The organism is Vibrio sp. L3-7, from assembly GCF_963898195.1.
GTDB classification, from domain to species: domain Bacteria; phylum Pseudomonadota; class Gammaproteobacteria; order Enterobacterales; family Vibrionaceae; genus Vibrio; species Vibrio echinoideorum.
Genome location: NZ_CAWQUW010000020.1, coordinates 18,751 through 42,848, shown reverse-complemented (window position 1 = coordinate 42,848; position 24,098 = coordinate 18,751). Strand labels below are relative to the sequence as shown.

Genomic DNA, 24,098 nt, shown 5'->3' with positions numbered 1-24,098 from the left:
ACTGATACTTACCAGAAGGTAATGAACAAACCGACCGTGACTGCCATTCCAACATAGTTATTGTTTAGGAAAGCTTGAAAGCATAAATCTCGATCACGGTGGCGCATCAAATGTTGTTGGTACACGAACAAGCTTCCTGCCGCCAATAACGCCCAGTAGAAGGTATCGCCCAATTGATACTGCATGCCCAATACAATCAACATCGCTAGTGTCACTAGCTGCAAGAAACCCACAATAAGCTTATCAAAACGCCCGAATAAAATTGCCGTCGATTTAATGCCGATCTTCAGATCGTCATCTCGATCGACCATCGCGTATTGAGTGTCGTAAGCGATCGTCCACAATGCGTTAATTGCAAAAATAAACCAGACAACACTTGGCAATTCGTTAGTTTGCGCCGCCCAAGCCATTGGGATTGCCCAACTAAACGCTAAGCCGAGGAACAACTGTGGAAGGTGCGTAAAACGCTTCATAAAAGGATAAATGAAGGCTAAGCCAACACCGATAACAGAGAGCTTAATCGTCAGCGGGTTCATGGTAAGTACTAATAAGAATGAAACCACTGCCAACACTACAAAGAGCAGTATCGCTTCCTTACTGGAAACCAAACCTGACGGTAATGGACGCTGCTTAGTGCGCTTTACATGACCATCGACTTTACGATCCGCAAAATCATTGATCACACAGCCAGCCGAACGCATTAACACCACGCCTAGAACGAAAACAACCAAGACATCAAAGTCCGGCATACCTTGCGCGGCGATAATCAGCGACCACAAAGTTGGCCAAAGGAGTAACAAGGTACCAATCGGGCGATTCATTCGCGTTAATTGCCAGTACGCTTTCGCTTTGGTGGCAAGCATTTACACACTCTCCTTAGAGTAAATGGGTGATGTTGGTAAAAATAGTTCGGCTACAAGCATCGGTTTATGGTTCATCCATAATCGAGAGCGACGCGCGAGTAATCGCTCATCACCTGCGATAACCCAACCGACTTGCAACGCATCTCGTTCTACATTCTCAGCACTAAAAACGGTTAACCCTAGCGGGACGTTACCTTGTTGAGAAAGGTCGGAGTGCTGATGATCTTCTAATGTGACTCGAGGAATTAAGGTTCGACCTAACACCCACGGTTCATCATCACCCTTTAAGATTACTTTACGTAGTAAGCAATCATACGATGATAAAAGATGTTCCTCGTCTTGTTGCAGCATTGAGCGTTCTACAACTTGATTGTGAAGCAGCTCAACAGACAGGTGCTGACAACACTCCCCCAACTTGCGGGAAAGAGAACCTTGCTCCATAAGCCACTCTTGGGTGGTTTTATTAGGAAAATCAAATGTTTCTGTACTTTGCCAATCTACATTCATTAACGAATTAAGATACAGCGATATTGGCTGATTCATACTAGTATTCAATAGGTGACTTTACACGTACAATAAAGCTTCAACTTTCGAACAAAATTAAAGCGTTCTTCGAATTGTAAACGTATTTAGATTTAGACCGCTCATTGTAACAAGACTAATGCGTTTCGAATATCGCGAATAAACTAAAGAAAAGTCACAAATATGCACAAACGTTATGTAGCCCAAATATTTCTTGCGATTAGCCTGCTGTTTTCAGCATCAAGTTTTGCTGAAGAAGAGTCGACACCCAAATTAGCCTACTTCACGCTAGAGCCTGACCTGACCACCAATTTTTACACTAAAGGTAAAAAACTGGGCTACATTCAGGTACGCCTCGATATCATGGTCGCGAATAGTAATGACTTGGCAGCTATTGAACACCACCAACCGCTGATTCGAGATGCGGTGATTGAATTACTTGGCAAACAAAACGAAGAAACCATTAAATCTTTGTCCGGTCGTGAAGATTTGAGAAAAACCTTAGTTGAACATCTCAACAAGGTTTTACTTCCTGAAACAGGAAAAACCCTCATTGCTGACTTGTTGTTTACTAAGTACCTTTACCAGTGATATCAGTCCAACACGATTCCCAATAAAAAAGCGGCTGATAGCCGCTTTTTTATATTTATAATTTATCTACTTACGATGAGGCATGAGTTAACTTGTTGCAGAGCGAGGTGCTTTCATTGAATCAATTAAACCAATAATTAAACCCGCTACCAAACCAGCTAAATGCGCGGTGTTTGCGATAGCCATGAACGGCTGCATATACCCAAGCACTAACCACACCAACATAAAGCCAACAATTTGTCTTGGGATACCCAAACCAAGTTGAGGAGCTTTCACACTAATCACCCATAAATAACCTACCAACGCATACACTACACCAGACAAACCACCAAAGTTTGCACCTTCAACCCAATACTGCCCAGCACCTGAAAGCGCTGAAGATACAGCAAAAATTTGAAGTAACTTGAGACTGCCTAGTTTTTTCTCGATATCTCCACCTAACTGCCACCACCACAAGATATTAAATGCGATGTGCATAACCGAGAAATGCAATACAGCATGGCTCAACCAACGCCACAGTTGCCATTGTTGTCCATCAACTGCCGGAAAATGTAAGGCATTGAAAATAGCCTGACCAAAACCAATTTGCTGCAGCGCAAAAATAACCACACACACTAACATCAGGCTAAGCGTCACAGGGCCCGCTTTGGCTTTTATCATGCCCATGAAGCTCGGTGTGTGATAATGAAAGTTGCTCTTTCTGGTCTCAGCCATATCCCAAGACGCAGCTTGATAACGTTTATGATTGGGTTCAGCAAGAAAACGATTCAGCTCTGCCTCAGTTTCAACCTGATATTGATCGTCGATAAGCCAAAGAGCAAAACGCCCTTCTCCCTCTGGAGACATTTGAATAGGGATCTGACGAGAAGCCATATAATCAATAAATGCTTGAGCAAGACGAGGATTATCCAACACCATCAGTCTAATCATTATTACTTCCTATTCATGCTATGAGAGATGCTTAAAGCGGTTCCAATGTTAAAGGTTGTTAACCGGCGATTACCGGAAGTTCAGCACGATGCCAAGCTTCGAAACCACCATCAACACTATATACCTCTTCAAAGCCTTGATTCACTAAATATTGTGCTGCTCCTTGGCTACTGATGCCGTGGTAACACATCACCAAGACAGGTTGTTCGAACTCTACCTCATCCATAAACGTCACCATCGTATCATTGGTGAGGTGATAAGCTGTTTTTGAGTGAGCAACCGCGAAAGATTGCGGGTCACGTATATCGACAAGTCTGGCTTCGCCTTGTTCTATGAGGGCTTGAGCGCTTTTAACATCGATATGTTTAAACTGGTCCATGACTTTCTCTTTTATGCTGATTTACTTTGCTGCCATTGTAACCTATCCCAAGGCTAACAATCACATCCACTTAATAAGGTTATCCACCAGCGATCACTTTTACACCGTTTGTGGATAAATCTGTGGATTGCGTGAATAAAGTGCTTTTTTAAAAATAGATCCACAACATGTAGTGATGATCCTGATCTAACTGTGGGTGTTATGAAAAATATCCCCACATCAAAAACCCTCACAAAGCCTTACTACACCCTGCTTTTAGACAGCTGACGAATAAACTTCTCACAGAGTTATCCACAAAATCATTTTGCAAATTTCGATCGCAAAAATTGCGAAATCGATCCAAAACAAAAAGGCCGAGATCTCTCGATCTCGGCCTTTTTAAAATTCAGCTTATTTTATCGCTTCTGGCTTACTTGCTTTTAGAAGTCACCAACAGCTTGTTTCAACTTCTTCATCGCATTCTTTTCTAACTGACGAACACGTTCAGCAGAAATACTGTAAGTATCGGCTAAATCTTGAAGTGTCGATTTGTTATCATCCAACCAACGTGAGCGCACAATGTGCTGACTGCGTTCGTCTAAGCTTGCAAGCGCTAATCCTAGACGGTTGTTGGTGTGTGATTCCCAGTTTGCTGCTTCAACCGTCTCAGCGACGTCTGATGCTTTATCTTCAAGATAGTAAACCGGAGCAGTATAAGCAGAACCACCGTCATCGTCGTCCATAGGCGCTTCAAACGTAGCATCTTGAGCCGCTAAGCGAGATTCCATTTCACGAACCTCTGAAGGCTCAACACCTAGCTCACGAGCAACAGTTTCTACTTCACCATTATTGAACCAACCTAAACGCTTTTTAGATTTGCGCAGATTAAAGAACAATTTGCGTTGTGCTTTCGTCGTTGCGATCTTAACGATACGCCAGTTACGTAGCACGTACTCATGGATCTCAGCTTTAATCCAGTGAACAGCAAAAGAGACTAGACGAACACCAACTTCTGGATTGAAGCGCTTAACAGCCTTCATTAAGCCGATGTTACCTTCTTGGACAAGGTCAGCCATTGGTAACCCGTAGCCAGAGTAGCCTCTTGCAACGTGCACCACGAAACGTAGGTGGGAAAGGATCAAGCCTTTTGCAGCATCGATCTCACCTTTGTAATGTAATCGCTCTGCCAGTCCACGTTCCTCTTCAGGCGTCAGCATTGGGTAACTGTTCGCTGAGCGGATATAGCTATCTAAACTATCTTGTGTGACTAAAGCCATTTGATACGCTTTGTTTGCCATTCGGTTCCTCATCAATCTCTGATCTGGAGTAATACATCTATTAAAACCCAACAATCTTGAACCTAAAATGAACAGGTTTCAAGGAGGGGGAAGTAATTATGCATAATCAATTCATCTATACAAGGCAAAAACTGGTTAAAAAGTGCCTATTTTTCGTCTAAATATGACTCTATTCACCTAAACTGGTTCAATTTCTTTTAGGTGACGCTGTGCAGAAAGCTTCGCAGCCACACTGCCAAGCAAGGTTCCAACGATCAAAAGCAGTAAAGACTCATCCCAACTCAGGCCAATTAATCTGAAGTGACTATCATAAAGCTGAGCCAAGTCATCTACCGCACTGTTAAGCAATACGGTAATCAAAGCCGTCATCACCCAAGCACTAATCGAACCTAACACACCAAACCACATCCCAGCATAAAGGTATGGTCGAAGAATGAAACTGTCGGTTGCACCAATCAGCTTCATGGTTTGAATTTCTTCTTTGTGCGCCAACACATTAAATCTTAATGTATTGCCGATAATCAAAAACACCGCACCCAACATCAACACCGTTAAGGTAATAACGATGACCGCCGCTAATGCTTTGATAGCATCTAATCTGGCTAACCAATCTTCATCTAAACGAACATCGGTCACTAACTCTTGTTTTTTAACTGTACTCGCTAGCTCTTTGATTAAGATATCGCTGTGTACACTTGGTGTAATAACCAAAACACCTGGCAATGAATAATCGTCTAGGATAGTCAGAGCATCCTCAAAACCAGAATATTGGCTTAGATCGGCAAGACCTTGCTGCGGTGAAATGTATTCCACCAGCTCAACTTGATCCCAGCTTTCTATTTCATCTTTAAGCACCATTACTCGTGGTTCAGGAATGCCATCTTCTACATAAGCACTAATCTGTGACGGGCTTGTGACATCTTGAGCCACCTCGCCAACGTTTTTACCCAGTAAATACAAACAAGCCGGCATTGCCAGAGCCATTGAGATAACCGCAAGCGTTAGCAAATTACCCAATGGACGTTGCCACATTTGCGAGAAAGAGGATTTGGCTTGTTTCCAATGAACAACAAAAAAACCGTCACTTGAAGCGCGGTTTGCAGCTCGGTTGGATTGAGGTTTTTTGATACGCTTATTCGCGGCCATAGTCTTCGACCTCACTCAAAAAGCCTTGGTTTAATTCAAGATGACGATATTGAGGGCGAGTGTTCACTAACCCGATATCGTGTGTTGCTAGGATAATAGTGACGCCCGCGCGGTTAAACTCTTCAAAAAGTCGCAACACGCGGTTAGATAATTCAGGGTCGAGGTTACCAGTTGGTTCATCCGCTAACAGCAAAGTGGGACGGTTCACCACAGCGCGCGCAATACCTACTCGCTGCTGTTCACCACCAGATAACTGACTTGGCAGGCAACGCGCTTTATCGAGTAAACCGGTTTTATCCAACGCAGCACTCACTCGACGTTTTATTTCATTTTCAGAAATAGACTCAATGCGCATAGGCAGAGCGACGTTATCGAAGATCGAGCGATCCATCAGCAGGCGATGATCTTGAAAAACAATTCCGATATTGCGGCGTAAAAAGGGGATGTCTTTAGCTGGAATACGAGTGATATCGTGATCGTTGAACCAAACACGACCATCGGTCGGACGCTCAATAGCACAGATCAACTTCAGCAAGGTACTTTTACCAGCTCCAGAGTGACCACCCAAAAAAGCCATCTCTCCACGTTTAAGATGAAAATCCACTTTTTGGAGCGCTTGTCGCCCACCTCGGTAGGCTTTACTCACTTGCTGAAATTTGATCACCGAAAATTCCTCTTACGATCACTCATATCAAATTTAAAAACGGTAGCAGGTTAAGGATAAACCACTTTGCTACGCGCGTTACTCTTCGCGACTAAATAGTGCTTCAATAAAGTCTTTTGACTCAAACGGACGCAGGTCATCAATGCCTTCACCCACACCGATGTAGCGGATTGGAATCTGGAACTGGTCCGCGATTGAGAAAATCACACCACCTTTTGCAGTGCCATCTAGCTTAGTTAGTGTAATACCCGTTACTGGTGCAACTTCACTGAACAGCTTCGCTTGGCTGATCGCGTTCTGACCAGTACCGGCATCTAGTGTTAGCATGATTTCATGGGGCGCAGAATCATCAATCTTCTTCATTACACGAACAATCTTGCGTAGCTCTTCCATCAAGTTGCTCTTGTTCTGCAAACGACCCGCAGTATCTGCAATCACAACATCGACACCACGAGCTTTCGCCGCTTCAATCGCATCGTAAATAACAGACGCACTGTCAGCACCGGTATGTTGAGCGATAACGGGAACATCATTGCGCTGACCCCAAACTTGAAGTTGCTCAACGGCTGCCGCACGGAAGGTATCACCTGCAGCAAGCATCACTTTCTTGCCTTCACCTTGGAACTGTTTAGCCAGTTTACCGATAGTGGTTGTTTTACCTACACCGTTCACACCGATCATTAAGATAACGTAAGGTGTTTTGGTGGTATCTACAACTAATGGCTGTTCTACTTGGCTTAGAATATCGGCCATCTCTTCTTTGAGCAGACCATATAGAGCTTCGCCATCTTTTAAGTCATTGCGAGATGCTTTTTCTGTCAGATTTTCAATGATCTTAACAGTGGTATTCATGCCTACATCGGCAATCAAAAGTTGCTCTTCTAACTCTTCAAACAGATCTTCATCGATTTGCTTGCCTTTGAATAAACCAAAGAAGCCAGCACCAATATTTGCTTTAGTACGGCTAAGGCTACGCTTAAGACGTGCAAAAAAGCTTTCTGTCGGCTTTTCTTGTACTTCTTCAATCTTAGCTGCAGGAATAATAACCTGTTCTGCTTCTGCTTCTGCTTCTGCTAAAACAGGCTGTTGCTCTTCTTGGTTTTGTTCAAGCTCTTGCTTTGTTTCAGTAGGCTTAGATTCAACTGCCGTAGTTGCCTCTAGTTCAGGCTCGGCTTGTTCAACCTCGACTTGTGATTCAACTTCAGTCTGCTCTTCAACGCTTTCTACGTTCGCTTCATTCTGAGTTTTTGGGCTTTGTTCTTCTTCACCAAAACCAAGCCACGATAATAATCCGCGCTTCTTTTTTTCCGTCATCAGAGGAGTTTCCTAGATCTACTAATTAACTGCATTGACTTAATGCACGTCGACTCTTTGCTATTGTTATACAATACAAGCTTGTACAAACGAATAGTAAAGAAAAATGACAAAGCAGTGATAAGTTTGCTTTTAGCTTGATACACTTTGTCATTGCAAATTTATTTAATATTCGAACCCACTTAAATTGGGCTCGGTATAGTATCACTTTATTAGCGGTCAAAAAATCTATGGTAAGACGTCGCCAGCAAAACACATCACAAAAAAAGCCATCCGGAGGCTTTGTTCGAATTATTAGTGGCTCATGGAGAGGCAGAAAACTGCCTGTTCATGATTTAGAAGGCTTACGCCCAACCATTGATCGAGTAAAAGAAACACTCTTTAACTGGGTAGCACAAGATATCCCACACTCGACCTGTTTGGATGTATTTGCCGGTTCTGGTGGTCTAGGTTTTGAAGCAGCTTCTCGCCAAGCAAAAATGGTAACGCTGTTGGAAATGAATCAAAAGGCCGCAAAGCAGCTTGCTGATAACGCTAAAGAGCTCAAAGCAGACAACATCAACGTGGTAAACACCGATGCGATCTCTTTTCTCAAAAAGCCAGGTACCCCCTACGATATGGTCTTTCTTGATCCTCCGTTTCGCAAAGGCTTATTAGCAGAAACTGTACAACTACTTGAGAGTAATGGTTGGCTTACAGATAATGCCATTATTTACGTTGAAACAGAGAAAGAACTGAAGCTCGAGGCTATGCCAGAAAACTGGGAATTGCATCGCGATAAGACCACTGGCCAGTCTAGCTACCGACTGTTTAATCGAACCACTGAAGAATAGGAGTTATTGAATGAAGTTCTTACTTCCACTAGCAAAAATAGCCATCGCCTTTGTTTGGTTTATCTTAATCGTAAATATTTTCTACCCATTCCCGGGTAATGCTGCGATTGCGCTTTATATCATGACAGCATTCTTGTTCTTCATGCACGGCCTACAGATGCTAATCTTTATCGGTGCTTTCGGCGATAAGATCGAAATGTCACGTTGGGAGAAGTGGTCAATATTGATTTTCGGAGTCTTTGCCCTCCTCGATATCCGACGCAAACACATGATGTAGTCGAGCTAGAGCCTAGATATACAAGCTTCAGTACACAGTACTCGATGCAGAAAGCCTAGTTACGAGAAAAATAAATACAAAAACGCCGCTCATTTGAGCGGCGTTTTTTATTGTTCGAGAAGAAATTGAATGATAAGAAAATGCTAAGACATGTAGCTTTTCACACCATCTAAGAACATTTGAGTCGACAGCATAACCAACAATAAGCCCATTAGACGCTCTATCGCCTTCAGACCTCGTTCTCCCAAAATACGCAGGAAGAATCCATTAAACATAAGAATGAAAAACGTCACGCCCCACGCAAGTAACACTGACAGAGATAATTCAAACATATTGTCAGGGTTTTGAGTCGCCAGAAGAATAAGGGCAGCGATAACTGATGGGCCAGCAATCATTGGAATAGCCATAGGCACGATAAACGGCTCTTCACCCGCGGCTAGGCCTGTGATGCTGCCTGCACTTGGGAAGATCATCTTAATAGCAATAATAAATAAAATGATACCGCCAGAAATACTAAGAGTTTCAGGCTGTACGTGCAAGAAGTTCATGATGCTCTGACCAGCAAACAAGAACAACAGCAGGATAATCAGCGCAAACATCAGTTCACGAACGAGAACAATACGACGACGCTTCGGATCGATGTGCTTAAGGATAGAAAGCACGATTGGCAGGTTGCCAAGCGGATCCATAATGAGAAACAGCATGGTCGCTGCAGATAAGATTTCCATAAATTGGTCTCGAAAAGCGAAGTTGCGCGGAGTATAGCAGCCTCAACATTGATTTTCGAACACAGTAACAAACGGGTCAATTTGCACCGTTAAGAGAGGGTTTACGGAGATAAGTGGCACGGGAATAAATATAGGAGTGGAGTCGAAAGCATCTAATCCACTCACCAAACATCTAAAAGTAAAAAGGCTTTGAAAATCAAAAGTGACTAATCACTAATCACTAATCACTAATCACTAATCACTAATCACTAATCACTAAAGATCAATGATTACATACACGCTCGCGATTGGTGCAAAGCTTACCATCAACAATTACGACCTTTTCCATCTTCAGGAAAAACTTCAACAGGGCATCCAAATCAAGATCATCTAGCTTACAAGTATGAAAGCGAGCTTCTGTGCCATATGTTTGAGCAAGCTCTTGTGTCAGTTCTTCGCGAGTCAGTGGCTTTTCACTAAGCAGGTTTAAAACATTGTGTGCGTGAATTTCGGTCGTCATAACTCAATCTCATGTTTAATGAATTAAGCGTAGAGTACCGATTTTCCACAACGCTGCTTTGATGTAGCTCAGAATTGAGAGAGCTCTACCCTAAATGGTAAGAGACGCCACGATAAGTGCATGTGCGAACAAGTAACTACCCGTCACCCAAAAATAAGCGCCTTTGATTGGGCTACGGTAACAATTCAGAGCATAGGCCAATGCAGAAAGCAGCAGCACACTACAGCCAGCAAAGCCCACTGCATGTGATAGTTGAGGGTCAAGCAACCAAACCTCACCAGAAGCCCATGCAAGCTGAATAAGCACCATCCCCATGATAACAACAGGAAAGACAAGTTTGTCTAAGCGAGGCAGTAATAAGAAGAAAGCTACGATGCATGCCGCTAACAACAAAGCGAACAGCCACCAGACCATATCTCCTGACAACTGTAACCAAAAGGCTTTGCTGTAACAGAGTTGAGCAACCAAAAAGCAAACAAAATGCAGAGAGCGTTTTTGAGTAAGGGTATGAAGAACATCTGCGATCGCAGAAACAGCCAACCCAGCGACGACCCAATAGGTAAAATTAGCAACGACAGACTGAGTTAATGCAATTGTTGCCAATAATAGAAAGGTAAATACCTTATACGATAAGGCCTGACCGATATGTCCATGCTTCTTGCCTATTATTACTCCGATACCAGACAAGGAAACCGCTAACCAACTCCACATACCATTTGCCCTATTGCTTTAAAACGTCGCCAGTCTAGGCACACGAGTGTTGATGTAAAGCCTAAGCCCTTCAAAGTTGGATCTTGATTACGCTTCCACTAAAAAAGCACCTCTTTACACTCAAGCGATAGGAATTCCCTTAGCTCTCATTGTTATTTGTTTAAAACTAGAACACTCCCAAGCAAAACCTCTTGAAAGTACCACTCCAATGCTTCAGCTTGCCATTCCAACAATTCTAGTCTATCTAAACTATCGAAAACGACCAATAAATGGAAAAAAACAAAGTAGGAAATATAAATTATAAATAATTTAAATCAATAAAAACAAAAACTTAAAACCAAAACACAAAGGTAAAATGAATAACAAAAAGGCCAGACAATGCTAGCCCTTTAAAGTAAGTAATTTGTTTTGATTTTTCGCCTATTTGTCAGTTTCACCCCATATCTATGTAAAAATCATCACCAAAAACTTGGTAAAAAATCAAAAACACAAACAAAAACAACCTGAAGACACTCAACCCCTATTAATACAGTTTAACAACTTTTAACAATATCAATTAAGCAAGTCAACCCATTAAAAACAACAACTTAAGAAAAATAAGAGCAAACATAAACCACAACGAACAAAATAGAAACACATCATAAAATACAGTTAAACACAGCCATACAAGCCAAAACCAAGTAGTTTTCTGTTACTTTTAAGGCTTTCGAAAGTAATTATTGACCTAAAGCCATAAGTAGTGCTATTCTTTGAAACATAGCGAGAGACAACCAAATTTAGGAGTAGTGTTATGATTTCATCTTCGCAAAGACAAGGACTTGTAATGATCGCGGTAGTTGTAGGTCTTATGACACTACCGATGATGTACTAAGCAAGTTACAGATAAAAAAAGGGACGCCATGAGCGTCCCTTTTTTTGTTTAATTTTTTCACTTCGAAAACAGATGCAGTGTTAATACATCCCAATTCGCATAATAGAAGCCAGCTGCAGCCAAAGTCATCACCATCATGAGCAAGATCGCGACTCGCCAGATAAAACGGCCGCTACGTGGCGTCAGTTCTTTCTCACAGTCGTTACACATCATGATAAATTGATGCTGATCTTCCAACTGAGCATCATGTTCATTCACTACTTTGTTACGACACGTTGCGATATAACGCAACTTGATTACCATATCGTGCGGTAGCCTTTCTTCACAGCTTGTCACAAGCTCGTGCAATCCTTCGCCTTCAGCGTGATATTGAAGTCTCAATAATTTTTCTATATTGCGAGTTCTTGTCACTACTTTTTCAATATCGGTCATCTTGGCCCTCCCACTCCACACTATAATTCTAGTCGAGCATTTCCTTATATTTATACAAAACTACTACTATTTACTTTAGAAAGAGACAATAAATAACAATGCTTTATCCCAAACAGGCCATTAAATGTGATATCAGCCGAAAAATAATCAGCTTGCCTTACAACAGTTCACGAATAACGGCTTTAAACACATATCCCTATAGCCCGAAAGACTAGAATAACCACCACGACTACATGGAGGTTATATGCCTAATTCACTCTTTTTTGCCATATTTGCACTCGTCGCTCTAGCGGTTTGGGTATTTCTTGGTTTCTACCGAAAGCATATGCAAGGCGAGAACGCACCAGAAAAAAAAGTGAACGTCACAATATTAGATAAACAATCTATAGACCTTCCTGACGCAGAGCCAGGCCAGGAAGATCAAGAGTACTGGATTTACGTTCAGCGAGGTGTGGTTGGTCCGAAACGAGAATTTCAGGTCGGTATCCACTACTTCCACGCGCTTAACCCTGGAGACAAAGGAGCCTTAACCTATCAGGGCGACAAATTTTTGCACTTTGCATTGAAGCGCTAATCATCAGTCACCTTAACTCCACACCAATAATCTAGTACCCACCGTCAGTACCTAATAGCCTTAGCACTAATCGCTAAGGCAATAACCAACTTGTTTTCTCTGACTTAGCGACCAGCCAACTCATCCATAAAGCGCCAGCACCACTGATTATGATCCATAACGGAATAACCCAAGCAGGATGACCTTGGTACCAACCGAACTCTTTCATTGGCCACAAGAAGATAGGGTGCAGGAGGTAAATACCTAAACTGTGCTTACTGATAAAGCCAACCACTTGATTACTTTTCTCAGACAAACCTTCACCATAGTAACGGCACACCATGAACACCATGCTCGCTGCCAATACGGTATTCAGCGTTTTATAAGATAACCAACGCCCGACCGTATACTCTTCAGCAATCAAACTCGCATCAACCACCATATAAACAGTCGTTAGCAACGCGAGCCCGCCAAGTAAAACACTCACACCGACAGTCATCTTGTTAAGTGGAACGATTTTATACAACAGATACCCTAAAGGTAGATACCCGGTGTACAACCACAATTCGTGGCTCCATGGCCCATCTATTTTGAGTAAGAACAACAAGGTGGTAAATAGCCACACCGTGGTGAAACCGTAGACCGCTTTATCTCCATACTTTCTGACCATGATCTGTAAGAAAGGAATCACAAAATAGAGTGGAATGAAGTAATAGAAGAAGCCCAAGTGGTAATAGGTATAGTGGTGATAGCTATTGAGCAGCACATCCCAACTAACATCAGCATCAAAGCCCATCACAGACCAACCAGAAAGGTAGGTGTAGAAAAGCGACCAGACAATAAAAGGTATTAACACCTTACCCAGTCGACGCTTAAGGTAATACTTGGCATCAAATGGGCGTTGATCGCTCAGCATCAATGCGCCAGTAATCAAAATAAACACGGGTACCGCCCAGCGACTAAAGCCATTGACCGTGATAGCCGTCAGCCATTCTCCGAAAGGAATGGTACCCAGCTCATTACGATATGGGGCCAGAACATGAATCGCGATAACTGCTACGGCCGCGACACATCGTGCTAAATCAAAAAAGAGAATTCGCTGCTTCATGTAAACGCCTGATTAATATTCAATCATTCTACTATAGCAATAAAAAAGCTGACCGGAATAAATACCAAGTCAGCTTACTGTTAAAGGAGAGGCTTATCGCGAATTTAGCCTATGCAGAAGAAACTTGTGTCACCTTAGGCAAGCGAAGAGAGATCACCGTCGTTATCGCTAAAAACGCGAAGGATACCCACAAACACGCAGACAAACCGGCCATTTGAAATACTAACCCTGATAGAATTGTACCAATCAAACGGCCCATTGCATTCGCCATGTAATAGAAACCGACATCAAGAGACACACCATCACCTTTCGCATAACTCACAATTAAGTATGAGTGCAATGATGAATTCACCGCGAAGATGGCACCAAACACCATCAAACCACCGATGATGACTAACTCTGGTTGCCAACCGATCTGTACCGCGTAAGCAATACCGGCAGTCACGATAGCCAACGCACCCGCCCATAATAGCGCCGCATGCCCATCTGGCACCTTGCCTTGAGCTTTACCAGTAATCTTAGGTGCGATGCCCTGTACAAAGCCATAAGCGATGGTCCAAGCCGCTAAGAAGCCACCTACCCATGAGTGGTCCCAGCCAAACACGCTACCTAGATAGATCGGCAGAGCAATCACAAACCACACGTCACGGGCACCGAATAGGAACATACGAGCCGCAGACAAGATGTTGATGGATTCAGATTTAGAGAAAATCTGCTTAAACTTGGGCTTGGTTTTCGCTTTACCCATGTCCGCTTCCAAGCTCATCAAACTTCCGATGAACACCAATGTCAGCGCAGCAGCCATCGCAAGCACTGCGTATTGGAAACCAATCGTCGAAAGCAGCAAACCACCAATAAAAAATCCTGCACCTTTCAATGCATTCTTAGAGCCGGTTAGAATCGCAATCCATTTATAAAGCGCACCTTGCTGTTCATCAGGGACTAAGGTTTTGATTGAGCTCTTGGCACTCATCTTATTAAGATCTTTGGCGATACCAGACAACGCCTGAGCGGCCATCACCCAAGGAATTGTCAACATTGCGCTTGGCACGGCGAGCATACCCAAGGCGACGACTTGCATACCCAATCCGATGTTCATGGTCTTATTGAGACCAAGACGCGCCCCTAACCAGCCACCGATTAGGTTGGTCACCACACCAAAGAATTCATAGAAAAGGAACAGTGAGGCGATCTCTAACGAACTGTAGCTAAGGTCATAGAAATACAAGACCACCAGCATACGAAGTGCACCATCAGTAATGGTGAAGTTCCAGTAGTTAAATGTCACCAACATGTATTGGCGAACACTCTTACTTAGATTTGAAAACATAACAGCTATCTCTGCAATCTAAACAAAAAGAGCTTTTGGATCATGATAAGTTCAACACTCCAGATACCAAAAGCTCCTTGTATAACAACAATGGCTTATTAGCTGTTCGCTACGCCACTAATGTATTCAACCTGAATAGGCTTAGTAAATGCGCCCGGGCGAAGTGATTGTACTTCTTGAACAATCTTGCTCAGCTCCCAGCTCTTCTCTAATAGCAGGTGTGCAGCCAGCAAGCCAGTACGCCCAGAACCGCCCATGCAATGCATCGCAACCTTGCCGCCGTTATCCACTACTTGGTGTAGTGCAGGGCTAGCCGCCTGCCATTTCGCAGCAAAATCAGCACCCGGGGCACAGTCGTCTTCAATCTCGATTTGGAACCATTGCATGCCTAGTGCTTGCGCTTTCTCGCCTAGCTCAGATACGTTCTTGCTCGCCAGTTCTTCACTGTCTAGAGCCGTCACAATCGCTTCTACACCTTGCGCTTTAAGTTGTGCTAGAGATGCACCTAAGTCAGCATCTTTGGTGCCTGGGCACGGAGTAAGTACTAATGCACCAGTTTCTAAATCTAGTTGCCATGTTGGATGTGTCATTGTGTATTCTCTTAAATTCTTATAGAACCAATACTCAAAATAATTGGAGTTGCAGCTAGGCAACCTTTTCCCTAAAAAGGAATGAAGTTCAGCCCTATGAGCATAGGGGCTCTATGTGATTAGGGTGAACTTACGCAGTTAACAACGCTGCAGCTTCAAGTATGAAGAGTATTATGCAAGACCAACAGTACGAACTAGCTCAGCAGTACGTGTTGCGTAGCCCATCTCGTTGTCGTACCAAGCGTAAATCTTAACCATGCGCTTACCCACTAACATGGTTGATAGTGCATCCACGATGGTTGAGCGTTGGTCACCTTTGTAATCAATAGAAACCAATGGACGCTCTTCAAAACCAAGAATGCCTTTAAGTTCATTCTCAGACGCTTCTTTCAGCATCGCGTTAACTTCTTCGGCTGTGGTGTCTTGCTTCACTTCAAAGATGATGTCTGTCAGAGAAGCATTCGCTAGTGGTACACGAACCGCGTGGCCGTTGATGCGGTTTTCAAGCTCTGGGAAGATCTCAACAATCGCTTTAGCGCTGCCTGTCGTTGTCGGGATAAGACTCATACCACATGCACGAGCACGACGTAGATCTTTGTGCGGCGCATCTAATATAGTTTGTGTATTGGTTAGATCGTGAATAGTGGTAAAGGCTGCGTTCTCGATGCCTAACTTCTCGTTAATCACCTTCACAACAGGCGCAAGACAGTTAGTAGTACAAGATGCCGCAGTCACAATCTTATGTACCGCGGGATCGAAGATAGCGTCATTCACACCAACTACGATGTTGGCGACACCGTCTTCTTTCACTGGAGCCGATACCACAACACGCTTCACGCCTTGCTCTAGGTATTTATTAAGGAAAGAGGTTTTACGGTGAACACCGGTCGCTTCAAGAACAACATCACAACCAGACCAATCAACAGCATCAATATCGCGTTCTTGAGTCGTCTTGATACGCTGTCCGTTGACGATCATCTCATCACCTTCTACATTCACAGCGTGATTCCAGCGACCTTGAACAGAATCGAACTCAAGCAAGTGAGCCAGTGTCGCTGTATCGCCAGCAACATCGTTAATCTGAACAAACTCTAGCTCAGCCCAATCGAATGCTGCACGAAGTGCTAGACGGCCGATACGACCAAAACCATTAATACCTACTTTAACTGTCATTGTGTGTTCTCTCAGTCAGTGGTGAATCTAAAAATATTCAATTAAACGCAACATTGAGGGCGTGAAGTTATTGCTTCTAAACGCTCAATATCTTGCTGGTATTCCGTTTTCAAACAGCTCGATGCGATAAGGTCATCAATTAACTTGAGCATCCAACCGGGTAAATCTTGTGACAGACGATAAAACACCCACTGCCCTTGGCGAACATCCGTCAAAATACCATTTGAGCGCAACTGCGCTAGGTGACGGGAAATCTTTGGCTGACTTTCTTGTAATGCTTGAGTCAACTCACCAACAGAAAGGCATTCATTGCGCACAATCAGCATTAAGCAACGCACTCGTGTTTCATCAGACAGTAATTTAAAAAATTGGTGAGGAAGCATAACTACATACTCATATATGGATATGCATATATCTTAGTTATAAAAAAACGCACGTCAAGGCGTGCGTTTCAATTGTCATAAAAGTTTAACTAAGATAAATCAAAGCTGATTGGTGACGGTATGGCTCCAGCGTCTAGCTTCAATGAGCTCCGTTTTAACTTGTTCCACGTTCAGTCCAAGTTCAGCGCAATGCTCATCAATCTGTTGCCAATCAGCATGTTCAAAGCTCTCTTCAAGAGCCAATAATATGCCATATGGCCCTTCTCTGCGCAGTAAAGCAACCTTGATGCTTTTACACAAAGGCAGCTGCTCGACTAAGTTCTCTAACGACAAATCGAGCAGTGCATCAAGCAACGAGAACAAACCAATCATAAAGGCCTGCTCAGTGTGCCCTTCAAATGCCTGATAACGAGACATGCGCTGACAAAATTGAGCGCGCTGTAAAGACAAGCCGTACAGCTCTTTTGGCTTCTTGTCAGAGACATAAGACGCCACCGCCAACGAGACAAACATTTTCAGCTTCTCTTGGCCCAGATAAACCAAGGCCTGACGGAATGAAGAAATGGTGACTTCAAGACGAGGTGACATGGTGTTCACAAAGCGCAGTAGCTTATAGGACAAAGCAACATCTTTTGCGACAATGCTTTCGACACGTTGGAAGTCGACGTCCGGCTTACACACCTCTTGAAATAACTCCATGGCAATCACTTGCTCTGGGCTAATGTACTTAGTCTTGATGACTTCGGGCTTACTAAAGAAATACCCTTGAAAGAACTTAAAACCCGCTTCTTTAGCTTGCTTGAACTCTTGCTCGGTTTCGACCCGCTCAGCAAGAAAACTAAACTTCTTACCTTGGTGAGCTTTTACCAAATCACACGCCTCATCCAAACCCATTTGCATAATATCGAGCTTAACTATGTGCGTGTATTTTAGGAAACGTTCCCATTCTTGCATCGAAGTAAAATCGTCTAGGGCGATCATATAGCCAGCTTGGTAGAGCTCTTTGACTGCTTCTAATAACTCATCGGTTGGTTTACAGGTTTCTAGGATCTCAACCACCACCTTGTCTTTCGGCAAACTTAAAGGAAGTCGACGAATCAGGCTTTGGTATGGAAAGTTGATAAAACAGCGCGAAGATGGGATCGAAGGGTTAAGGCCTACCGACAAGAAGTTTTCAACAATAAGACGATACGTTGCTCTATTTGACTCAATATGCGCTGGGTAGGCATTCCTTTCTCCGTCGCGAAACAACAACTCATAACCGAGCGTGTTTTTGTTACGATTTAAGATAGGTTGTCGAGCAACGTACGTAGCGGTCATTTATTGATAACTCTAATTGGTTTAACTATAACTCTATTGCTTTTATTAAGCTTTGGCGGCAGCCAGTAAAGCCCCGCAGCCCATGAACATACCACCAAATATTTTATTTATCTTACCCATTATGCGATCAGAGCGAATAAAACGTCCCATTTGTGAAGCTAATGAGGTGTAACCCAACATAACAACGCTATCAATAAATACCGTTGTCACACCTAGCACTAGCAGTTGTGGTGCTTGAGGTTGTGTAGGGTCAATAAATTGAGGAAACAGAGCCACCAAAAACACGATAGATTTCGGGTTAGTTAGATTAATAAGTACGGCATTTCTAAGCAACTTACCACTCGATAACGTCGAGCTCTCTTCCGAAGCCACCAAACTAGATTTATCACGCCATTTTTGAATACCAAGCCAAACAAGGTAAACCACACCAACCCATTTAATAATGGTAAACGCCAATGCAGATTTAGCCACTAATGCACCGATACCCGCGCCCACCAGCATAATGTGAAAAGCCAAACCTAGTTGTAGGCCTGCGATCGACGCGAGTGATTTCTTGGTGCCATAACTTAACCCATTGCTGATTGAGTTAACGGTACCTGAGCCCGGAGCCAAACTGAACAATATCGCAGTGACGACATAAGCAAGCCAAACATGAGTATCCATTTGCATTTCCTTACTAGTTCTTTAATCTAACAACATTAGTAGCAATAAAGCTCTCACATGCATCAGTTCAGGTAATTTCCCATGGAAAACCACAGCGACGCCCCGTTTTCTTACACGCAAGAACCTCAATTCGAGCAAGCGATTAAACACCCGATCCCCACCCTTTGGCAACAACGAAAAGATGGGTATCTAACAACATCTGGTAAAAAGAAGCTGTACTGGTGTAGCCTAACCTCACCGATGCACACCAAAGCCATTGTCATTTCAAATGGCCGCATTGAGTGTTGCTTAAAATACCAAGAACTCTTTTATGATTTCTATCAGCAAGGCTATGACGTTTATTCATTTGACCACCAAGGTCAAGGCCAGTCTGAACGTATGGTAACAGACTCTGATATTGGTCACATTCACGAGTTTGATGATTACGCATCAGATATGTCTGACATCACTGCCAGTTTTGACCTAAGCCGATACTCCAATCGATACCTGCTCGCACACTCAATGGGCAGCACCATCGCCACACGCTACTTGCAAATTCATCCAGATCACCCGTTTGACAAGGTCACCCTGTGCGCACCAATGTTTGGTATCAATACCGAGTGGTATTTTAAACCTATTGCGATGATCGTCGGACAAGTGTTAACGGCTGTTTACGCCAAACCAACCTACGCTCCGGGTCAACAAGCTTATTATTCAAAGCCTTTTGAGAACAACTTACTCAGCCACAGTAAGGTTCGTTACCAGTGGTTCCGTTGCTTGTATGACGGATCCCCCTCTTTGCAGGTTGGGGGGCCAAGTACTCGCTGGGTTTGGCAAGGGTTAATGGCATCGAAGCAAGCGATACAACAAACTCGTCAAATCAAAATCCCTCTGCTATTGATTCAAGCTGGGGAAGAGAAGATTGTGAGTAACGATGCTCAAGTGAAATTCATCAATAAGCTAAAGAAAACCAACTCAGACTGCCAGTTTAGGGTCATTGAAGGTTCTAGGCATGAAGTGTTGTTTGAACAAGATGAATACCGTAACCAAACACTGGATGCCATCAATCAGTTCTTTGCCTAATGGTGGCTATTGAGAAGATGCGTCTTTAGGTATTTTGGAGCTAAAGAGGAAGAGAAGTAAGTAAGCTTTGCCCTCTTTTCTTACGCAAATTTGGCATACAATTTCTCGGTAAAGATATTGTAGTTAAAGAGAATACTAGCGTTGGCTAGTGTCGATTTTGGTTAAGCATTTTGCAATGAGGGTTAAATGACTATTCCTGCACTAAAAGATTCCGTGAAAATTGTTGCCTCCGACTTAGATGGTACGCTGCTAGCGCCAAATCATCAGCTCAGCGACTTTACTAAGCAAACACTCACGAAGTTACATGGACAAGGTTATACCTTTATCTTCGCAACGGGTCGTCACCATGTTGATGTTGCAGGTATTCGCAAACAAACTGGCATCCCGGCTTACATGATTACCTCGAACGGTGCACGTGTGCATGACCAAGACGACAACTTGATGTATGCCAAAAACCTTCCAGTCGATCTTGTGCAAAGCGTTGTCGATGTTCTCAAACAAGATCCTGAGATTTTTATTCATATCTACATGAACGACGAATGGTTGCTAAACCGTGAAGACGAAACCATGAAAAATTTCCACGATCAAACCGGTTTCACTTACAGATTGTATGATGTCGACAATGCGCCGACCGAAGGCATTGCTAAAATCTTCTGTACTCATCCAAATAAGGAACATGAGCACCTCGTTCCATTTGAAGATAAACTCAATGCATTGTTTGGCGAAAAGCTAAATGTCGCGTTCTCAACACCTTGGTGTCTAGAAGTGATGGCTGCAGAAGTGTCTAAAGGCGATGCGCTACAAGCCGTGGCGCAATCCATCGACCTAGAACTTGAGAACTGCATTGCCTTTGGTGATGGCATGAACGATGTCGAATTACTTTCAATGGCCGGCAAAGGTTTAGTCATGGGTACATCACATGAGAAGGTTCTTAAAGCTCTGCCAAATAATGAAGTGATTGGCAGCAACGCCGACGATGCGGTAGCACACTACTTAGAAAAGCATCTGCTTTAATCTAATCTAGCCTAAGACATCTGAATAAATAAAAAGGCAGCCAATGGCTGCCTTTTTTGAACCTTACGCTCAATGTTCCCTCTAACGCTAACAGACGCCAATTCTAGATATGAATGTGGCTATTAATATCTAGCGCAGAAGAGTTTCAAACAGTGTTAACGAGAGCCTAGTGTTTCTTTGCTCAAGATCGCCTGCCACTCTTGCTCTGTAACCGGCATGATCGATAAGCGATTGCCCCGTTTAACTAGCGGCATTTCAGCTAACTCAGGCATAGCTTTCAACGTTGCTAAGGGGATCAATCGCTCTGTGACGCGCACGAACTCAACGTCCACCATTATCCAACGCGGGTTATCTGGCGAAGATTTGGCATCGTAATAATCGCTCTCTGGATCAAATTGAAAATGATCCGGATAGGCTTCTCTGGTTACTCTAGCGATCCCCGCGACGCCCACTTTTTTACACGATGAATGGTATATCATCACTAGGTCTCCAAGCTTGACGTCATCACGCATCATATTTCGAGCTTGATAATTGCGTACACCCTCCCAACAAGAGGTTTTCTGCACTCTCAGAGTCTGAATAGAAAAGGTGTCGGGTTCTGTTTTAAATAACCAATATGCCATAATAAATCCAATTAACGGTTGCTCCGAGGAAGATATAACATGAAGGTAATGAAAAACCCAGTGACATGGCTAGCCGCGTTTGCTTTGCAAGGCTGTGTAACGGCACCAGATACGCCACAACAACCCGAATTACCACCAGCAACCTTGGATGAGCCTCTTAGCATTCAACCACAAACCTTCATCATGCGTGGTCAGGTAGTAGTTGGCCACGAAAGCCGAACCTTCACGCCTTGCGGTAGCCAACAACAATACTGGTTAGACTTATCACCAGAGCTAGCGCTAGAAGCTCAAGGGTTATCAACCAGACCTTACCAAGCTTTATACGGTGAGCTGATTGGTCATCTCACCGTACCAAGTCAAACGGGTTACAATGCAGACTTCACGGCACGTTTTGTGGTTGACCAAGTAAATATTCTAACCTCAGAGAACCCTGATCGCTGCGACCAACCATTGCGTTCAACGAGAGTATTCGGCAATGAACCATTCTGGTCAGCAACCTTCGATAAAGACCAACTCAAATACGCTCAGATGGGCGAAGAGCCACAACGCCTCAATATAGAATCAAGCCGTACCACAACAAGCCGTCGTGATTACCATTTAGAAGGCAAAACAGCACAAGGCGAACTCAACCTCAAGAAAGAGACCTGCAGCGATGGCATGAGCGACTCTATCTACGGGTGGGAAGCCAAACTCAACCTTAATGACAACAACTACAGTGGCTGTGCGACGGTATCTAATCAAGATCCAACACTGAACTGGAGTGGGCTGTACTTCGCAAGTTCAACGCAGAACACTGGGTTCTCTATCAACCTTGAACTCAACGATGACCACAGCGCTGTGACCACTTACTCGTACAGCAATGGTGACCCTTCGATTGTTGAACAAGGCTTCTGGCAACAGCTAAGTCAAAACCAAGTGCAGGTTGTGATGACTCGCCATCAACAACAGTATTTAATCTCAGAGCGCATCTTCACACTCGATGACGGCAAGCTGATCGCTAAAAAAGAAAAAGTCGGCAACGTTGTCTACTCAATAGCGAATGGTGGATTGGTATTATTTGAAGCCAAAAGTGAACAGGCGCAAGTAAAACCGACCGCTGCCGTTGATCTAACTGCAAAGAGAGTAAACTCTAGCGATCAATTTGATCAAAAAGTCGACCAAGCGATCCGCGAATATTTCAAGATCAATAACACATCACCTGACAATACGAAGTACCGCTGGTTAACTTACGACCTAAATGGCGATGGTAAAGAAGAGTTGCTCGCTCAACTCGACTGGTGTGGTTCTGGCGGTTGTACTTTACTCATTTTTGAAAACCATCAAGACAATTGGCGCTTCAATAGCCGAGTGACATTGGTTAAGGACGACATACGCTTAGGCAAGTCGCAAAACCACGGCTGGCAAGATCTGATCTTCAATGTCAGTGGTGGCGGTGCAACACCTGCCAAGCACACTTTGTCTTATTCTGGTGTTAGCTACCCGCTCAACCCAAGCGTAGCGCCAGTTGCAGATAATGCTGATATCAGCGACGTGGTTTTGTTCGCTGATGGTATCTCACCAGTAAAAAGCGGAGTTAAGTTATAAAGATGGGTAATCAACAAGCTTGCTCCAGTTGTGGGTTCACTCACCAATGCATTTGCCATTTGATACCGAGTATTGAGAGCCAAACCGATCTCGTGCTACTCACTCATGAGAATGAACTGTCGCGAGACACCAACACCGGAAAGTTGCTTCAACAATCTCTTCAACAATGTCAGTCCTTCGTTTGGCAACGAAAAACACCACCAGCTGAACTAATGGCACTGCTTGAAGATAAAACACGACAGCCTTTTCTATTGTTTCCAAGTGATACAAGTATCGAATGCCAGCAAGCTGTGATAACCAAAGCCAAGAACCGTAAGCCGTTATTTATCATCCTAGATGGTACATGGCAGGAAGCGAAGAAAATGCTCAACAAGAGTATTTGGTTACAAGCGATTCCACAGGTTCACCTCAACATTACCAGTGAATCCTCGTACACTCTGCGCCGCAACCAAGACAGTGGTCACTTGTGTACTTGTGAGGTTGGCGTTGAACTGCTCAAGGCATTAGGTGAAGACGAGCAAGCGCAACAGATTGATGGCTACTTCCAACACTATTTAAAAGTATTCCAAGCCGATAAGTGTGGTCACTCACTCAAAGAGATTTAGCCACAACAAGCTCGCACTAAATCAAGCAAACTAATGGGCGGGACACAGAAACA

At 43.6% G+C, this 24,098-nt stretch carries 28 protein-coding genes; 8 read left to right on the top strand and 20 right to left on the bottom strand.

What is annotated here, in order from left to right:
* Positions 1-8: 8 nt before the first annotated feature.
* On the bottom strand, positions 9-863 hold the full coding sequence (gene ubiA / locus AACW75_RS14540) for a 4-hydroxybenzoate octaprenyltransferase (RefSeq protein WP_102551202.1): 855 nt from the start codon (positions 861-863) through the stop codon (positions 9-11).
* Positions 864-1,406 (bottom strand): chorismate lyase, encoded by a 543-nt coding sequence (locus AACW75_RS14535; protein WP_167853062.1) that lies wholly within the window; start codon positions 1,404-1,406, stop codon positions 864-866.
* A 162-nt stretch (positions 1,407-1,568) separates the two neighbouring features.
* Between AACW75_RS14535 and AACW75_RS14530 the strand changes: the two genes are divergently transcribed.
* Entirely contained in the window at positions 1,569-1,976 is a 408-nt protein-coding gene (locus AACW75_RS14530; protein ID WP_017075933.1) for a flagellar basal body-associated protein FliL, read from the top strand.
* Between the two features lie 87 nt (positions 1,977-2,063).
* Here the strand turns inward: AACW75_RS14530 and glpG are convergent, their stop codons facing one another.
* From glpG to ftsY, 6 genes are all read right to left on the bottom strand, one after another.
* Positions 2,064-2,906, bottom strand: coding sequence for a rhomboid family intramembrane serine protease GlpG (gene glpG, locus AACW75_RS14525; RefSeq protein WP_135459030.1), 843 nt, complete (start codon positions 2,904-2,906; stop codon positions 2,064-2,066).
* Positions 2,907-2,964: 58 nt separating this feature from the next.
* On the bottom strand, positions 2,965-3,285 hold the full coding sequence (gene glpE / locus AACW75_RS14520) for a thiosulfate sulfurtransferase GlpE (protein WP_017075935.1): 321 nt from the start codon (positions 3,283-3,285) through the stop codon (positions 2,965-2,967).
* Between the two features lie 419 nt (positions 3,286-3,704).
* Positions 3,705-4,562, bottom strand: a complete 858-nt coding sequence (rpoH, locus tag AACW75_RS14515; RefSeq protein WP_029225174.1) for an RNA polymerase sigma factor RpoH — start codon at positions 4,560-4,562, stop codon at positions 3,705-3,707.
* Positions 4,563-4,739: 177 nt separating this feature from the next.
* Entirely contained in the window at positions 4,740-5,708 is a 969-nt protein-coding gene (ftsX, locus tag AACW75_RS14510; protein WP_145572105.1) for a permease-like cell division protein FtsX, read from the bottom strand.
* A complete protein-coding gene (gene ftsE / locus AACW75_RS14505; protein WP_004736585.1) occupies positions 5,695-6,372 on the bottom strand; it encodes a cell division ATP-binding protein FtsE in 678 nt (225 codons plus the stop codon). The genes ftsX and ftsE overlap by 14 nt, the downstream gene beginning before the upstream one ends.
* Positions 6,373-6,450: 78 nt before the next feature.
* Positions 6,451-7,686, bottom strand: coding sequence for a signal recognition particle-docking protein FtsY (gene ftsY / locus AACW75_RS14500; RefSeq protein ID WP_145572107.1), 1,236 nt, complete (start codon positions 7,684-7,686; stop codon positions 6,451-6,453).
* A 230-nt stretch (positions 7,687-7,916) separates the two neighbouring features.
* On the opposite strand from ftsY, the gene rsmD reads away from it, so the two are divergent.
* Both rsmD and AACW75_RS14490 read left to right on the top strand, forming a co-directional pair.
* Positions 7,917-8,519 (top strand): 16S rRNA (guanine(966)-N(2))-methyltransferase RsmD, encoded by a 603-nt coding sequence (gene rsmD / locus AACW75_RS14495; RefSeq protein WP_017075939.1) that lies wholly within the window; start codon positions 7,917-7,919, stop codon positions 8,517-8,519.
* A 10-nt stretch (positions 8,520-8,529) separates the two neighbouring features.
* On the top strand, positions 8,530-8,796 hold the full coding sequence (locus AACW75_RS14490; RefSeq protein WP_017075940.1) for a DUF1145 domain-containing protein: 267 nt from the start codon (positions 8,530-8,532) through the stop codon (positions 8,794-8,796).
* Between the two features lie 143 nt (positions 8,797-8,939).
* Here AACW75_RS14490 and AACW75_RS14485 read toward each other — a convergent pair whose 3' ends face one another.
* The 4 genes from AACW75_RS14485 to AACW75_RS14470 all read right to left on the bottom strand — a co-directional run bounded on the left by AACW75_RS14485 (position 8,940) and on the right by AACW75_RS14470 (position 12,037).
* Positions 8,940-9,524 carry a YhgN family NAAT transporter gene (locus tag AACW75_RS14485; protein WP_029225176.1) on the bottom strand — a complete coding sequence of 195 codons (585 nt, stop codon included), beginning with the start codon at positions 9,522-9,524 and terminating at the stop codon, positions 8,940-8,942.
* Positions 9,525-9,786: 262 nt separating this feature from the next.
* Positions 9,787-10,023, bottom strand: coding sequence for a YecH family metal-binding protein (locus tag AACW75_RS14480; protein WP_102552876.1), 237 nt, complete (start codon positions 10,021-10,023; stop codon positions 9,787-9,789).
* Between the two features lie 90 nt (positions 10,024-10,113).
* Positions 10,114-10,734, bottom strand: a complete 621-nt coding sequence (locus AACW75_RS14475; protein WP_145572109.1) for a lysoplasmalogenase — start codon at positions 10,732-10,734, stop codon at positions 10,114-10,116.
* 928 nt (positions 10,735-11,662) lie between these two features.
* On the bottom strand, positions 11,663-12,037 hold the full coding sequence (locus AACW75_RS14470; RefSeq protein ID WP_029225178.1) for a hypothetical protein: 375 nt from the start codon (positions 12,035-12,037) through the stop codon (positions 11,663-11,665).
* Between the two features lie 244 nt (positions 12,038-12,281).
* On the opposite strand from AACW75_RS14470, the gene AACW75_RS14465 reads away from it, so the two are divergent.
* Positions 12,282-12,611 (top strand): DUF2500 domain-containing protein, encoded by a 330-nt coding sequence (locus AACW75_RS14465; protein WP_017075943.1) that lies wholly within the window; start codon positions 12,282-12,284, stop codon positions 12,609-12,611.
* A 73-nt stretch (positions 12,612-12,684) separates the two neighbouring features.
* On the opposite strand, the gene AACW75_RS14460 is transcribed toward AACW75_RS14465, so the two are convergent.
* The 7 genes from AACW75_RS14460 to rhtB all read right to left on the bottom strand — a co-directional run bounded on the left by AACW75_RS14460 (position 12,685) and on the right by rhtB (position 19,157).
* The gene (locus AACW75_RS14460; protein WP_102550984.1) at positions 12,685-13,698 is read right to left on the bottom strand and encodes an acyltransferase; all 1,014 of its coding nucleotides are present in this window, start codon (positions 13,696-13,698) and stop codon (positions 12,685-12,687) included.
* A gap of 109 nt (positions 13,699-13,807) precedes the next feature.
* Positions 13,808-15,028 (bottom strand): organoarsenical effux MFS transporter ArsJ, encoded by a 1,221-nt coding sequence (arsJ, locus tag AACW75_RS14455; RefSeq protein ID WP_145572114.1) that lies wholly within the window; start codon positions 15,026-15,028, stop codon positions 13,808-13,810.
* A 98-nt stretch (positions 15,029-15,126) separates the two neighbouring features.
* The gene (locus tag AACW75_RS14450; RefSeq protein ID WP_135459020.1) at positions 15,127-15,618 is read right to left on the bottom strand and encodes a cyclin-dependent kinase inhibitor 3 family protein; all 492 of its coding nucleotides are present in this window, start codon (positions 15,616-15,618) and stop codon (positions 15,127-15,129) included.
* Positions 15,619-15,789: 171 nt separating this feature from the next.
* On the bottom strand, positions 15,790-16,791 hold the full coding sequence (locus AACW75_RS14445) for an ArsJ-associated glyceraldehyde-3-phosphate dehydrogenase (RefSeq protein WP_017075947.1): 1,002 nt from the start codon (positions 16,789-16,791) through the stop codon (positions 15,790-15,792).
* 41 nt (positions 16,792-16,832) lie between these two features.
* Positions 16,833-17,174: a metalloregulator ArsR/SmtB family transcription factor gene (locus AACW75_RS14440; protein ID WP_135459018.1), complete on the bottom strand. Its 342-nt coding sequence runs from the start codon at positions 17,172-17,174 to the stop codon at positions 16,833-16,835.
* A 99-nt stretch (positions 17,175-17,273) separates the two neighbouring features.
* Positions 17,274-18,494 (bottom strand): EAL and HDOD domain-containing protein, encoded by a 1,221-nt coding sequence (locus tag AACW75_RS14435; protein ID WP_017075948.1) that lies wholly within the window; start codon positions 18,492-18,494, stop codon positions 17,274-17,276.
* Positions 18,495-18,539: 45 nt separating this feature from the next.
* Entirely contained in the window at positions 18,540-19,157 is a 618-nt protein-coding gene (rhtB, locus tag AACW75_RS14430) for a homoserine/homoserine lactone efflux protein (RefSeq protein WP_029225179.1), read from the bottom strand.
* Positions 19,158-19,238: 81 nt separating this feature from the next.
* On the opposite strand from rhtB, the gene AACW75_RS14425 reads away from it, so the two are divergent.
* Together AACW75_RS14425 and AACW75_RS14420 are read left to right on the top strand one after the other, a co-directional pair.
* The gene (locus AACW75_RS14425; RefSeq protein ID WP_145572118.1) at positions 19,239-20,219 is read left to right on the top strand and encodes an alpha/beta fold hydrolase; all 981 of its coding nucleotides are present in this window, start codon (positions 19,239-19,241) and stop codon (positions 20,217-20,219) included.
* Positions 20,220-20,405: 186 nt separating this feature from the next.
* A complete protein-coding gene (locus tag AACW75_RS14420; RefSeq protein ID WP_145572120.1) occupies positions 20,406-21,233 on the top strand; it encodes a Cof-type HAD-IIB family hydrolase in 828 nt (275 codons plus the stop codon).
* 155 nt (positions 21,234-21,388) lie between these two features.
* On the opposite strand, the gene AACW75_RS14415 is transcribed toward AACW75_RS14420, so the two are convergent.
* A complete protein-coding gene (locus tag AACW75_RS14415; RefSeq protein WP_145572122.1) occupies positions 21,389-21,856 on the bottom strand; it encodes an EVE domain-containing protein in 468 nt (155 codons plus the stop codon).
* 39 nt (positions 21,857-21,895) lie between these two features.
* On the opposite strand from AACW75_RS14415, the gene AACW75_RS14410 reads away from it, so the two are divergent.
* Positions 21,896-23,440 (top strand): COG3650 family protein, encoded by a 1,545-nt coding sequence (locus tag AACW75_RS14410; protein ID WP_145572123.1) that lies wholly within the window; start codon positions 21,896-21,898, stop codon positions 23,438-23,440.
* A 2-nt stretch (positions 23,441-23,442) separates the two neighbouring features.
* On the top strand, positions 23,443-24,045 hold the full coding sequence (locus AACW75_RS14405; RefSeq protein WP_145572125.1) for a tRNA-uridine aminocarboxypropyltransferase: 603 nt from the start codon (positions 23,443-23,445) through the stop codon (positions 24,043-24,045).
* Positions 24,046-24,098: the final 53 nt, after the last annotated feature.